This is a genomic window from Salmonella sp. 3C, assembly GCF_025426275.1.
Lineage (GTDB): Bacteria > Pseudomonadota > Gammaproteobacteria > Enterobacterales > Enterobacteriaceae > Salmonella > Salmonella enterica.
This window is the reverse complement of the sequence record NZ_CP104858.1, coordinates 1,750,264-1,763,016: the sequence shown is the minus strand read 5'-3', so window position 1 is coordinate 1,763,016 and position 12,753 is coordinate 1,750,264. Positions and strand designations below refer to the sequence as shown.

Below are 12,753 nucleotides of genomic sequence, written 5' to 3'. Positions count from 1 at the left end.
GCCTTTTTTTGTGCGCCGTGACAGGCGCTGTTCTTTCTCTATGGTGGCTGAAGAGCGACTAAGAGGTGCTACGCCTACCTGCGCTACGGGTACCCGGTCACATTCTCTTCTTTAAGGCCCTGGCTCAATCCAGGTGGATCGGAAATCAAACCATCCCAGGTTATTCAGGTGGATCCCCCTGGCCCGGTCGGGGCCTTTGAGTCGCATCCAGTGGTGAAAAAGCGGCTGTAGCCAGCCTGAACGGGTGGTTTCCCTGACCAGTTGTTCCGCGCTGATGGTTTCGGCATGCCACTGGGTTTCCCATTGGGCCAGCAGCGCATCATCCCCACCTCTGATGGCGTGGCGCAGTAAAGGGGAGCCCAGCAGCCATGTACCGACGTTCCACTCTTCGGGAATGGGGAAATTGACCGTCCCCAGCCAGAGATCCACATTGGCTTTGCCATTCGCCCAGTCATCATAATTCAGCTCCACGCCCTCAAGTAAAATGCCCTGCTGGCGCATGATCTCTTGCATGATATCCAGGAGCATCGGAAATTCAGGGTGCTGATCGTGATAGGCCAGACGCAGTTTTGCGTAGGGCGACGACGAGATAAAAGGTGAACAGGCTGGGCCCGCCTCAATAGTATGAAACCAGGAGGACAGTAGGCTGCCGCCCGGTACCCAGAAGGGGCGAATTGCCTCACTCAGATGCTGGAGTAAGGCGTAAGGGCTGAGTGTTTCCCGCAGCCAGCGGCGATGTTCGGCGGTATGCCAGTGCGGAGAGCGACTGTCGCATAATAAAAAATAGCCTCCACGCTCAAGAAACATCTCGCGCAGGTTGTCAGAAGGTTTGCCTGATACCTGGCTAAGCCGTCCGGAAACGTAATCCTCATCGCTCAGGCTGGAACTGAGCCAGGCTGCCGTGTCGTTATCCGACAGCGATTCCGCCAGGTTATCTGTCTCCGTTAAATTCGGCCAGATAAAGACCTCCACTTCATCCAGCAGCCCGCGCAGACCGAAATAGTGGTCAAAGGCCTTCATTTGCAGATGAAAGCCATTGTTTTCCACCACCTCATAAGGGCCAGTTCCCACGGGATGTGCCGGGAAATCAGCGCGTTGTGTATGGTCAGGCGGTAGGATCATGGCATCAATACGACTGAGCAGCAGCGGCAGTCGGTTATCCGGGTGCGCCAGCGTAATTTCAAGGCTCAGCGGCCCGGTGGCCTGAATGGTCTGCAAGTGCGAGAACAACGGCAGCTTAGCGCTGCGGGTCAGTGAAGCGATAACCGCGTCGATCGTCAGCTCCTGACCATCATGCCAGAGGACGGCGGGGCGCAGATAAAAACGCCAGCGCAGTGGATCAATCTGCCGCCAGTGGTGGGCAAGATCGGCTTCGACTTCACCTTTTTCCTCATTTATGCGCGTCAGGCCGCTAAAAATCTGCCTGACCAGATGCTGCTCAGAGCGACGCAACGGTATGCCGGGGCACAGCGACGGCATTGTCCGATAATAGGGGATGCACAGCCGCTGATAGTCTGCCCGCACGCTATAGCCCAGCTTTGAACGCAGCAGTTGCGCCACCTGGTGCTTATTTTTACCCAGCAGCTGAATGGCCTGATCAATATGACCAGACTCCAGTAACTGCTCCGCCTTTTCGCTTAACAGCTGTTCTGGTTTATAGCGCAGGTGAAGCCGGGCGCGATGCCCACGTCCGGCCTGTGATTGCCAGATGAGCCACTTTGCCTCCTGCATCTGAAGCAACAGATTACGCATATGCCGTCGGGTGCAGAACAACACATCCGCCAGCTCCTGTAATGTCACGCTAACAGGCTTGTCGCCATAGTGCTGGAGTAGCTTTAAGTATTTTTGTTCAGTGTGCCGGGTTGTCATAAAAGGTGAAATTTCCCGAACGGGAATGAGCAATTTTTAATATCCCCTTTTTAGCCGATGATTTTCCCTATCGCAACTTCTATGAGGATTCATCATGACAAAGCGCATTAATAAAGACACGCAGGTCTGCATGTCCCTGGCGGCACGCCCAAGTAACTTCGGTACACGCTTTCACAACTATCTGTACGAAGCGCTGGATCTCAATTATCTCTACAAAGCTTTCTCGCCGACCGATCTTACGCAGGCCATTAGCGGCGTGCGCGGGCTGGGGATACGTGGGTGCGCGATCTCTATGCCGTTTAAAGAAGCCTGCATTCCGCTGGTGGATGAACTGGATGCTTCTGCTCAGGCCATTCACTCAGTTAATACCATTGTGAATACCAATGGCCATCTGAAGGCGTACAACACCGATTACATTGCAATAGCTCGCTTGCTGGCGAGTTACAAGGTCTCTCCCGACCTGGTGTTTGCTTTGCGTGGCAGCGGTGGTATGGCAAAGGCGGTGGCCTGCGCGCTGAAGGATGCGGGGTTTACCCGTGGTTATATTGTCGCGATTGATGAAGCGTCAGGTAAACAACTGGCCGAACTCTATGGCTATGAATGGCGCCCGGATACCGACGGTATTGAAGCCGATTTGTTAATTAACGCCACGCCTATCGGAATGGCTGGCGGTAATGATGCCGACAAACTCTCTTATTCCGAACAGGAAGTGGATAAGGCGAGCGTTATCTTTGATGTGGTGGCGCTACCGCCCGTCACGCCGCTGATCCGCTACGCCCGTGAACGCGGTAAAACCGTGATTACCGGTTCCGAAGTGTTTGCTATTCAGGCCGTGGAACAATTTGTCCTTTATACCGGGATTCGCCCGGACGACGCGCTGTTCCAGAAAGCCGCGGCCTGGTCACGTCTGTAACATTTTTTCCCGCTTTTTCTTTAAATTAAAAGAACAGGGTACCCTACTATGACTAAAAAAATTGTTGCTGTGACGGCCTGTCCGACGGGCGTCGCCCATACCTTTATGGCGGCAGAAGCGTTGGAAATTGAAGCCCGCAAGCGTGGTGACTGGATCAAGGTTGAAACCCGCGGTTCCGTCGGGGCGAAGAACACGCTGACCGCGGAAGAGATAGCGCAAGCGGATGTGGTGATTATCGCGGCGGATATTGAGCTGGATCTGTCAGGCTTTGTTGGCAAAAGACTCTATCGCACCAGTACCGGCGCGGCGCTAAAAAAGAGTGCGCAGGAAATGGATAATGCTTTCAATAGCGCCGAGGTCTATCAGGGGAGTGCCGGGCGCTCTTCTTCAGCTGGTAAAACAGAGCTACCCGGCGTTTATAAGCATTTAATGACCGGCGTATCCCATATGCTTCCTTTGGTGGTGGCGGGAGGATTGTGTATCGCGCTCTCTTTTGTCTTCGGTATCCAGGCCTTCAATGAGCCGGGCACGCTGGCGGCTGCGTTATTTCAAATCGGTGGTAAGGCGGCCTTTGCGCTGATGGTGCCGGTACTGGCTGGGTTTATTGCCTTCTCAATTGCCGATCGTCCGGGTCTGGCCCCGGGGCTTATTGGCGGGATGTTGGCCAGCCTGTGCGGTGCTGGTTTCCTGGGAGGGATTGTGGCCGGTTTTCGGCCGGTTACAGCGTACGGTTTCTGGCGCAAAATATTAAGCTACCAGCGTCAATGGAAGCGCTTAAGCCTGTGCTGGTTCTGCCGCTACTGTCTACGCTGATTACCGGCCTAATCATGATTTACGTGGTGGGTGGCCCGGTGTCTGCGGTGATGGAAGGGCTGACGACGTTCCTGGGGAATATGACCTCTACGAATGCTATCTTGCTGGGAATGTTGCTGGGCGCAATGCAAGGTTTTGACCTTGGTGGGCCGGTGAATAAAGCTGCGTATACCTTCGGCGTCGGTTTACTGGCTTCTCATTCCTATATGCCGATGGCGGCCATTATGGCGGCAGGGATGGTACCGGCATTAGGGATGGGCGTCGCAACCTGGGCGGCCAGAGCGAAATTCACTGCTTCTGAGCATGAAGCGGGTAACGCATCCTTTATCCTGGGGCTGTGCTTTATCTCTGAAGGGGCGATTCCCTTCGCTGCGCGTGACCCGATGCGCGTCATCCCTTCCACGATGGTCGGTGGCGCAATCGCCGGGGGACTGTCCATGTATTTCGGTTGTACACTGATGGCGCCACACGGTGGTCTCTTTGTCCTGGCGATCCCGCATGCGGTAGAACATGTGATGCAATATCTGCTCTCGATTGCCCTGGGCACGATTGTTTGCGGCCTGATGTACGCGCTGTTGAAACCGTCTGCGGTTGCGCAAACAGTTTAATTCATCTCCCCCTGCAGGCTGGTCTGGTGTCTCCCCGGGCCAGCTTTTTTATTTCCATTGTCATCAAACCGTCATAATCAAGACATATAACTGTCATCAATTTGTCCTATTTTGCTCATCGTAGCAACTCAAACAACGATTTACCGAAACCGTGCAGGAGACATTATGAAAGTTATGCGTACCACTGTCGCAACTGTTGTCGCCGCGACCTTATCGATGAGCGCGTTCTCTGCCTTTGCAGCAGCAAGCCTGACAGGTGCCGGTGCAACGTTTCCTGCGCCGGTGTATGCCAAATGGGCGGATACCTACCAGAAAGAAACCGGTAACAAAGTCAATTACCAGGGGATAGGCTCTTCCGGCGGCGTGAAACAAATCACCGCGAATACCGTTGATTTTGGCGCTTCCGATGCGCCGCTGTCTGACGAAAAACTGAATCAGGAAGGCCTGTTCCAGTTTCCGACGGTGATCGGCGGCGTGGTGCTGGCGGTGAATATTCCAGGCCTCAAATCCGGTGAACTGGTGCTGGATGGTAAAACGCTGGGTGACATCTACCTCGGTAAAATCAAGAAGTGGGATGATGAAGCCATCACCAAACTGAACCCAGGCGTGAAGCTGCCCTCACAGAATATCGCTGTGGTGCGTCGCGCTGACGGTTCCGGTACCTCCTTCGTGTTCACCAGTTACCTGGCGAAAGTCAACGACGAGTGGAAATCGAAAGTGGGCGCGGGTTCTACCGTGAACTGGCCAACCGGTCTGGGCGGTAAAGGTAACGACGGCATCGCAGCATTTGTACAGCGTCTGCCAGGCGCTATTGGCTACGTTGAATACGCTTACGCCAAGCAGAACAACCTGGCCTACACCAAATTGGTTTCTGCCGACGGCAAACCGGTAAGCCCGACGGAAGAGAGCTTCTCTAATGCGGCGAAAGGCGCAGACTGGAGCAAAACCTTCGCGCAGGATCTGACCAACCAGAAAGGTGACGATGTGTGGCCAATCACTTCCACCACGTTTATCCTGGTCCACAAAGCGCAGAAGAAACCTGAGCAGGGTGCTGAAGTGTTGAAGTTCTTCGACTGGGCCTACAAAAATGGCGCTAAGCAGGCGAATGATCTGGACTACGCCAGCCTGCCGGATAACGTTGTTGAGCAGGTTCGTGCTGCATGGAAGACCAGTATAAAAGACAGCAACGGTAAGGCGCTGTATTAATTAACGAATTGGCGGATGGCGCTACGCTTATCCGCCCTACGGTTTCGACCGCAGGCCCACGTTGTAGGCCGGATAAGCGTAGCGCCATCCGGCAGGGGCAACGTCGTAAAATGCGTTTAATGGAAAGAGTAATTTATGGCTGCAACCAAGCCTGCTTTTAACCCGCCGGGTAAAAAAGGCGACATGATTTTCAGCGCGCTGGTAAAACTGGCTGCGCTGATTGTGCTATTGATGTTGGGCGGTATTATCGTCTCATTGATCATCTCCTCCTGGCCAAGTATTCAGAAATTTGGTTTCTCATTTCTTTGGACTAAGGAATGGGACGCGCCAAACGATATCTACGGCGCTCTGGTGCCCATTTATGGCACGCTGGTGACCTCCTTTATCGCACTGCTGATCGCCGTTCCGGTCAGTTTCGGCATTGCCCTGTTTTTAACCGAGCTGGCGCCAGGCTGGCTAAAGCGTCCGCTCGGCATCGCCATTGAACTGCTGGCGGCAATTCCCAGTATCGTGTACGGCATGTGGGGGCTGTTTATCTTCGCGCCGCTGTTTGCGACGTACTTCCAGGAGCCGGTCGGCAATATTCTTTCCAACATTCCGTTTGTCGGCGCGCTGTTCTCCGGCCCGGCCTTTGGTATCGGCATTCTGGCGGCGGGCGTCATCCTCGCCATCATGATCATCCCCTACATTGCGGCGGTTATGCGCGACGTCTTCGAGCAAACACCGGTAATGATGAAAGAGTCCGCTTACGGTATCGGCTGTACTACCTGGGAAGTTATCTGGCGCATCGTGCTACCGTTCACCAAAAATGGCGTGATCGGCGGCATTATGCTGGGGCTGGGCCGTGCTCTGGGTGAAACGATGGCGGTCACTTTTATCATCGGCAACACTTACCAGCTCGACAGCGCGTCGCTGTATATGCCGGGCAACAGCATCACTTCCGCGCTGGCGAACGAATTCGCTGAGGCGGAATCGGGCCTGCACGTGGCAGCGTTGATGGAGCTGGGGCTGATCCTGTTTGTGATCACCTTTATCGTCCTGGCGGCGTCTAAGTTCATGATTATGCGTCTGGCGAAGAACGAGGGAGCACGTTAATGGCTACGCTTGATATGCAGAACACCGCGCAGCTCGCGGAATCCCGTCGCAAGATGCAGGCGCGTCGCCGCATGAAGAACCGTATCGCACTAACGCTCTCAATGGCGACGATGGCATTTGGCCTGTTCTGGCTGATCTGGATTTTGATGTCCACCATCACGCGCGGCATTGATGGTATGTCGCTGGCGCTGTTTACCGAAATGACGCCGCCGCCGAACACGGCGGGCGGCGGGCTGGCGAACGCCCTAGCGGGGAGTGGATTGTTGATTCTCTGGGCTACCGTATTGGGTACGCCGCTGGGGATTATGGCCGGGATCTATCTGGCGGAATATGGCCGTAAATCCTGGCTGGCGGAAATCATTCGCTTTATTAACGACATTCTGCTTTCCGCGCCGTCAATTGTTGTGGGGCTGTTTGTTTACACCATCGTGGTGGCGCAGATGCAGCACTTCTCCGGCTGGGCAGGGGTGATTGCGCTGGCGCTGTTGCAGGTACCGATCGTTATCCGTACCACTGAAAACATGCTCAAATTGGTGCCGGATAGCCTGCGTGAAGCCGCTTATGCGCTGGGTACGCCGAAGTGGAAGATGATTTCCGCGATTACGCTGAAAGCCTCTATCTCCGGCATTATGACCGGTATCCTGCTGGCTATTGCGCGTATTGCCGGCGAAACGGCGCCATTGTTGTTTACCGCGCTCTCCAACCAGTTCTGGAGCACCGACATGATGCAGCCGATCGCCAACCTGCCGGTGACCATTTTTAAATTCGCGATGAGCCCGTTTGCCGAATGGCAACAATTAGCCTGGGCGGGCGTGCTGATTATTACCCTGTGCGTACTGCTGCTGAATATTCTGGCGCGTGTTGTTTTCGCGAAGAAAAAACACGGTTAAAGACATTGTAGGCCTGATAAGCGTAGCGCCATCAGGCATTATTTTACGGCGTGGCGGATGCGGCGCTGGATGAGGAAAAGAGTGAAATGAGTATGGTTGAAACTGCCCCGAGTAAGATTCAGGTTCGTGATTTGAACTTCTACTACGGCAAATTCCATGCCCTGAAGAACATTAATCTGGATATCGCGAAGAATCAGGTAACGGCATTTATCGGGCCATCCGGCTGTGGTAAATCAACGCTACTGCGTACCTTCAATAAAATGTATTCGCTTTATCCGGAGCAGCGCGCGGAAGGTGAAATTCTGCTGGATGGCGACAATATTCTCACCAACACCCAGGATATCGCGCTGCTGCGCGCAAAAGTGGGGATGGTATTCCAGAAGCCGACGCCGTTCCCGATGTCCATCTATGACAATATCGCCTTTGGCGTGCGTCTGTTTGAGAAGCTGTCTCGTGCCGATATGGACGAACGCGTGCAGTGGGCGTTGACCAAAGCCGCATTATGGAACGAAACCAAAGATAAATTGCACCAGAGCGGGTACTCTCTCTCCGGTGGTCAGCAGCAGCGCCTGTGCATTGCGCGCGGTATCGCCATTCGCCCGGAAGTGCTGCTGTTGGATGAGCCATGCTCAGCTCTGGACCCGATCTCTACCGGGCGTATTGAAGAGCTGATCACCGAGCTGAAACAGGATTACACCGTGGTGATCGTGACCCACAACATGCAGCAGGCGGCACGTTGCTCCGATCATACGGCGTTTATGTACCTGGGCGAGTTGATTGAGTTCAGCAACACGGACGATCTGTTCACCAAGCCCGCGAAGAAACAAACAGAAGACTATATCACCGGTCGTTACGGTTAATTCAGGAGTGCGTAATGGACAGTCTGAACCTTAATAAACATATTTCCGGCCAGTTCAACGCCGAACTGGAAAGCATCCGCACTCAGGTAATGACCATGGGCGGCATGGTGGAGCAGCAGCTTTCTGACGCTATCACCGCTATGCACAACCAGGACAGCGAGCTGGCGAAGCGCGTGGTAGAAGGCGACCATCAGGTTAATATGATGGAAGTCGCCATCGATGAGGCCTGCGTGCGTATTATCGCCAAGCGCCAGCCGACGGCGAGCGATCTGCGCCTGGTGATGGCGATTATCAAAACCATCGCCGAACTGGAGCGCATTGGTGACGTGGCGGATAAAATCTGCCGTACCGCGCTGGAGAAATTCTCCCAGCAGCACCAGCCGCTGTTGGTGAGTCTGGAGTCACTGGGCCGCCACACCGTGCAGATGCTGCACGACGTGCTGGATGCGTTCGCGCGCATGGATCTCGACGAAGCGGTGCGTATCTATCGTGAAGATAAGAAAGTTGACCAGGAGTACGAAGGCATCGTGCGTCAGCTGATGACCTACATGATGGAAGACTCGCGCACCATTCCCAGCGTGCTGACCGCGTTATTCTGCGCGCGCTCTATCGAGCGTATCGGTGACCGTTGCCAGAATATCTGTGAATACATCTTCTACTTCGTGAAGGGGCAAGACTTCCGTCACGTCGGCGGCGATGAGCTGGATAAGCTGCTGGCGGGGAAAGATCCGAAAGAGTAAATCTCATTCTTTTGCCCGGTGGCGCTGCGCTTACCGGGCCTACAGGTACAGATGCTGTAGGCCGGATAAGCGTCAGCGCCATCCGGCATTTCAGTTAACGCGTAATCTCCCACCCGCGCGCTTTCCACAATCCCGGCAACTGCGCCAAATCGGTAAAAGTCGTCACGTTAGGGTGATCGATCGGCTTGTTATGCGGATCGGCGCAGAAATAAAACACTTCCATTCCCGCCGCAATTCCTGACTGCGCGCCTGCGCTGGAATCATCCACCAGAATACACTTCTCAACATTGACCTTCATGGCGTTCGCCGCGTGGAGCATCAGCGCCGGATCGGGCTTCCAGCGTTGAATATCGTAACCGCTAAACAGCAAATCGGGAAAATAATGCAACATGCCCAGTTTACCCAGCGAATGCTGCATCTTACTGACCGGTCCGTTGGATACCACGCACATGGGCGTCTTAATGCTCTCCAGCAGGGTATTTGCGCCCGCGATCGCTTCCAGTTCGGTATCGAACAGGCGCGCCACTTCCGCGCGGTACACCGGCTCCAGCTCCGCCTTTGCCAGCGCAACGCCATGCTCTTTACTGATGGTATCGATAATTTCGTAGAGCTTTACGCCTTTAAAGCGTCTGAATACTTCCGTGAGCTCAAGCGTAATGCCGAACTGCCGGAACATAGTGACATAGGCGCGCGAGCAAATTACTTCACTGTCGACCAGCGTGCCGTCACAGTCAAAAAACACCGCTTCGATTTGGGACATGTCATTTCCATTTTAACAAGTTTAACGTTTACGTAATGCTGAATGAGGGGACGCAATCGTTGCCGTACTAACAAATTGAGTGAAAAAAATTACCACACAACTGCGCCAGGTGTCGCATTTTGGTATAGGATAACGGCGAATTTTCCCTCCTTTCTCCGGAAATTGATAATGAGTCAACAACACACCACCCAGGCTTCTGGTCAGGGTATGCTGGAACGCGTGTTTAAACTGCGCGAACATGGCACGACGGCACGAACCGAAGTGATCGCCGGTTTTACCACTTTCCTGACGATGGTTTATATCGTTTTTGTTAACCCGCAAATTCTGGGCGTAGCTGGCATGGACACCAGCGCCGTCTTTGTGACCACCTGTCTGATTGCGGCCTTTGGCAGTATTCTGATGGGCCTGTTCGCTAACTTGCCGGTGGCGCTGGCGCCCGCGATGGGGCTGAATGCGTTCTTTGCCTTCGTGGTTGTGCAGGCAATGGGACTGCCGTGGCAGGTAGGCATGGGCGCCATTTTCTGGGGCGCTGTTGGTCTTTTATTGCTGACTATCTTCCGCGTGCGTTACTGGATGATCGCCAACATTCCGGTCAGCCTGCGCGTGGGCATCACCAGCGGCATCGGCCTGTTTATCGGCATGATGGGGCTGAAAAACGCCGGCATGATCGTCGCTAACCCGGAAACGCTGGTCAGCATCGGCAACCTGACCTCGCACAGCGTGCTGCTGGGGGTTCTCGGATTCTTTATTATTGCGATTCTCGCTTCGCGCAACATTCATGCGGCGGTGCTGGTGTCCATCATCGTCACGACGCTGCTTGGCTGGATGATGGGCGATGTACATTACAACGGCATTGTCTCCGCGCCGCCAAGCGTCACCAGCGTGGTAGGGCATGTCGATTTGGCAGGTTCGTTCAATCTTGGCCTGGCGGGGGTTATTTTCTCCTTCATGCTGGTAAACCTGTTTGACTCCTCCGGTACGCTGATTGGCGTGACTGATAAAGCCGGCCTGGCGGATGAGAAAGGCAAATTCCCGCGCATGAAGCAGGCGCTGTTTGTTGATAGTATCTCTTCTGTCACTGGCGCATTTGTCGGAACGTCTTCTGTGACCGCTTATATTGAGTCCTCTTCCGGCGTTTCGGTGGGCGGTCGCACCGGTTTAACGGCGGTGGTGGTCGGTATTTTGTTCCTGCTGGTTATCTTCCTGTCGCCGCTGGCGGGCATGGTGCCGCCTTACGCGGCGGCGGGCGCGCTGATTTACGTCGGCGTGCTGATGACCTCCAGCCTGGCGCGGGTAAACTGGCAGGATTTAACCGAATCGGTCCCGGCGTTTATTACGGCGGTAATGATGCCGTTTAGCTTCTCGATCACCGAAGGTATCGCGCTGGGCTTTATCTCTTACTGCGTGATGAAAATTGGTACCGGTCGCCTGCGCGACCTTAGCCCGTGCGTAGTGATTGTCGCGCTGTTATTCGTGCTGAAGATTGTGTTTATTGACGCACACTGATGAAATGAACCCTCGCCCCATCGGGGGGAGGGTTTTTAACGAACTTACGCTTTAACGCGCTGAATATACTCGCCAAATGCGGTCAACTGACCAGTCAAATGATCTAACGTTCCCTGATCCACCACTTCTCCAGTCTGCGGATCGACTTTATTCTGAATCACGCCGCCCATAAACTCCGGTTTATTCATCACCATCGCATCAAGGAACACCAGAATCTGACGCAGATGATACTGGCAGCGCGCGCCGCCAATCGCCCCCATTGAGCTGGTCTGGATAAGAACGGGCTTACCCGCCAGCGGCTGCTCAGGCAGACGGGATAGCCAGTCGATGGCATTCTTCAGGCCGCCGGGAACGGAATAGTTATATTCCGGCGTCACAATGACGACGCCGTCGGCGTTGCGAATCTGCTCCGCCAGCGCCTCTACGCTGGCTGGAAATCCCTCTTCTTGCTGGATATCGGCGTCATACAGCGGAATATCCCCGATCGAAGGCAGCGGCGATACCGTCATTCCTGCCGGCGCGACTTTAGGCAGCGTACGCGCCACCATCCCGTTAAAGGAACCTTTGCGTAAACTTCCCAGCAGTGTAACCACATTCAGCGTTTCAGACATACGTGCCCCTTTTTTCATTATGAACGATTAAGCGTATACGATTTGGCGGCGGGGAGTTGGGCGAATCGCATCAGACGGCCGGTTGGCTCATTGGCGCGCGTCTGGATATCGGGCAGGCTTTTCCAGCCCAGTTTGCCATCGAACTCCCACACTTTTAATTTTTCTATCGCTGGCGTAACGGTTACGGACCATACCAGCACATCTTCCGCATCGCACACGGCTTCAAGCTGCGTGACATGCGCGCACTTCAGGCGTCCGGCAACGGGTAAAAGTTGCAGCTCCCGCGGATCGTCATTCATGACATCGCCGGTGAGTTTTAACACGCTCTGGCGCAATGTAATGAGTTGCGCTCGCGCTTCGTTGGGATCGTTTTGATTGGCTACCCATAAGTTTTCATTACGGGAGAAAGGGTGGCGTTCGAGCGAATGCGGATGGTGAAAGCCGCGGGAGGTGCGCTGTAATTCCATATCCAGCCCGCACTCTCCTTCGGTGGTCAACGCCACGCCAACCATATTTCCGGCGTAGGAGATAGAAAAGCCTGGCAGATTTTTGTCACGAAACGCGGGTTTACCTTTCGCCTGAATAATGATTTCCGGCAGCTCGCTAATTCCGTACAGCATAAACATCAGTTCGGCAAGAAGGCCTCTGGAGGCGAGAAAACGCGTTCGTCGGTGAGCAGGCAGGTTTCTGGCTTCAATATGGCAAGACGAAGAGAGACGAATTGAAACCAACTGTCCCTCCGTAAGTATCCCTCTGGCAAAGTGAGTCGCCATTTTTCGCTCCGTGATTAATGGGCCGTGATAATGACGAGAGTAACATTAACGTAAATTATGGACAGGTTTTACGCGCTAAAAATTCAATTTCAGAAGGTTCTTTAATCAG

Annotated in this window: 11 protein-coding genes and 1 pseudogene; 8 read left to right on the top strand and 4 right to left on the bottom strand. The window is 54.2% G+C overall.

Going from position 1 to position 12,753, the window contains the following annotated elements; genetic code table 11:
* Positions 1-111: 111 nt before the first annotated feature.
* Complete coding sequence (locus tag N7E69_RS08375; RefSeq protein WP_000213166.1) at positions 112-1,869, bottom strand: SgrR family transcriptional regulator; 1,758 nt, start codon at positions 1,867-1,869, stop codon at positions 112-114.
* Between the two features lie 94 nt (positions 1,870-1,963).
* Between N7E69_RS08375 and N7E69_RS08370 the strand changes: the two genes are divergently transcribed.
* The 7 genes and pseudogenes from N7E69_RS08370 (at position 1,964) to phoU (ending at position 8,994) form a co-directional block, all read left to right on the top strand.
* On the top strand, positions 1,964-2,782 hold the full coding sequence (locus tag N7E69_RS08370) for a shikimate 5-dehydrogenase (protein ID WP_000166716.1): 819 nt from the start codon (positions 1,964-1,966) through the stop codon (positions 2,780-2,782).
* Positions 2,783-2,830: 48 nt separating this feature from the next.
* Positions 2,831-4,203 (top strand): annotated as a pseudogene (locus tag N7E69_RS08365) (fructose-specific PTS transporter subunit EIIC).
* Positions 4,204-4,368: 165 nt separating this feature from the next.
* Positions 4,369-5,409: a phosphate ABC transporter substrate-binding protein PstS gene (gene pstS / locus N7E69_RS08360; protein ID WP_000867130.1), complete on the top strand. Its 1,041-nt coding sequence runs from the start codon at positions 4,369-4,371 to the stop codon at positions 5,407-5,409.
* Positions 5,410-5,544: 135 nt separating this feature from the next.
* On the top strand, positions 5,545-6,504 hold the full coding sequence (gene pstC, locus N7E69_RS08355; protein WP_000741630.1) for a phosphate ABC transporter permease PstC: 960 nt from the start codon (positions 5,545-5,547) through the stop codon (positions 6,502-6,504).
* A complete protein-coding gene (pstA, locus tag N7E69_RS08350; RefSeq protein WP_000212197.1) occupies positions 6,504-7,394 on the top strand; it encodes a phosphate ABC transporter permease PstA in 891 nt (296 codons plus the stop codon). The genes pstC and pstA overlap by 1 nt, the downstream gene beginning before the upstream one ends.
* 86 nt (positions 7,395-7,480) lie before the next feature.
* Complete coding sequence (pstB, locus tag N7E69_RS08345) at positions 7,481-8,254, top strand: phosphate ABC transporter ATP-binding protein PstB (protein WP_000063118.1); 774 nt, start codon at positions 7,481-7,483, stop codon at positions 8,252-8,254.
* A gap of 14 nt (positions 8,255-8,268) precedes the next feature.
* On the top strand, positions 8,269-8,994 hold the full coding sequence (gene phoU / locus N7E69_RS08340) for a phosphate signaling complex protein PhoU (RefSeq protein WP_000377800.1): 726 nt from the start codon (positions 8,269-8,271) through the stop codon (positions 8,992-8,994).
* 94 nt (positions 8,995-9,088) lie between these two features.
* On the opposite strand, the gene yieH is transcribed toward phoU, so the two are convergent.
* Positions 9,089-9,754 (bottom strand): 6-phosphogluconate phosphatase, encoded by a 666-nt coding sequence (gene yieH / locus N7E69_RS08335; RefSeq protein ID WP_000078082.1) that lies wholly within the window; start codon positions 9,752-9,754, stop codon positions 9,089-9,091.
* A gap of 168 nt (positions 9,755-9,922) precedes the next feature.
* Between yieH and adeP the strand changes: the two genes are divergently transcribed.
* Complete coding sequence (gene adeP, locus N7E69_RS08330; protein ID WP_001675586.1) at positions 9,923-11,260, top strand: adenine permease AdeP; 1,338 nt, start codon at positions 9,923-9,925, stop codon at positions 11,258-11,260.
* A 44-nt stretch (positions 11,261-11,304) separates the two neighbouring features.
* Here the strand turns inward: adeP and N7E69_RS08325 are convergent, their stop codons facing one another.
* Complete coding sequence (locus N7E69_RS08325; protein WP_001575173.1) at positions 11,305-11,889, bottom strand: NADPH-dependent FMN reductase; 585 nt, start codon at positions 11,887-11,889, stop codon at positions 11,305-11,307.
* On the bottom strand, positions 11,889-12,644 hold the full coding sequence (locus N7E69_RS08320) for a 4'-phosphopantetheinyl transferase family protein (protein ID WP_000190678.1): 756 nt from the start codon (positions 12,642-12,644) through the stop codon (positions 11,889-11,891). The genes N7E69_RS08325 and N7E69_RS08320 overlap by 1 nt, the downstream gene beginning before the upstream one ends.
* Positions 12,645-12,753: the final 109 nt, after the last annotated feature.

Bases quoted from the DNA above. Each gene is read 5' to 3' on its own strand.
- N7E69_RS08375 (WP_000213166.1), bottom strand. From the start codon at position 1,869: ATGACAACCCGGCACACTGAACAAAAATACTTAAAGCTACTCCAGCAC.
- N7E69_RS08370 (WP_000166716.1), top strand. From the start codon at position 1,964: ATGACAAAGCGCATTAATAAAGACACGCAGGTCTGCATGTCCCTGGCG.
- pstS (WP_000867130.1), top strand. From the start codon at position 4,369: ATGAAAGTTATGCGTACCACTGTCGCAACTGTTGTCGCCGCGACCTTA.
- pstC (WP_000741630.1), top strand. From the start codon at position 5,545: ATGGCTGCAACCAAGCCTGCTTTTAACCCGCCGGGTAAAAAAGGCGAC.
- pstA (WP_000212197.1), top strand. From the start codon at position 6,504: ATGGCTACGCTTGATATGCAGAACACCGCGCAGCTCGCGGAATCCCGT.
- pstB (WP_000063118.1), top strand. From the start codon at position 7,481: ATGAGTATGGTTGAAACTGCCCCGAGTAAGATTCAGGTTCGTGATTTG.
- phoU (WP_000377800.1), top strand. From the start codon at position 8,269: ATGGACAGTCTGAACCTTAATAAACATATTTCCGGCCAGTTCAACGCC.
- yieH (WP_000078082.1), bottom strand. From the start codon at position 9,754: ATGTCCCAAATCGAAGCGGTGTTTTTTGACTGTGACGGCACGCTGGTC.
- adeP (WP_001675586.1), top strand. From the start codon at position 9,923: ATGAGTCAACAACACACCACCCAGGCTTCTGGTCAGGGTATGCTGGAA.
- N7E69_RS08325 (WP_001575173.1), bottom strand. From the start codon at position 11,889: ATGAAAAAAGGGGCACGTATGTCTGAAACGCTGAATGTGGTTACACTG.
- N7E69_RS08320 (WP_000190678.1), bottom strand. From the start codon at position 12,644: ATGGCGACTCACTTTGCCAGAGGGATACTTACGGAGGGACAGTTGGTT.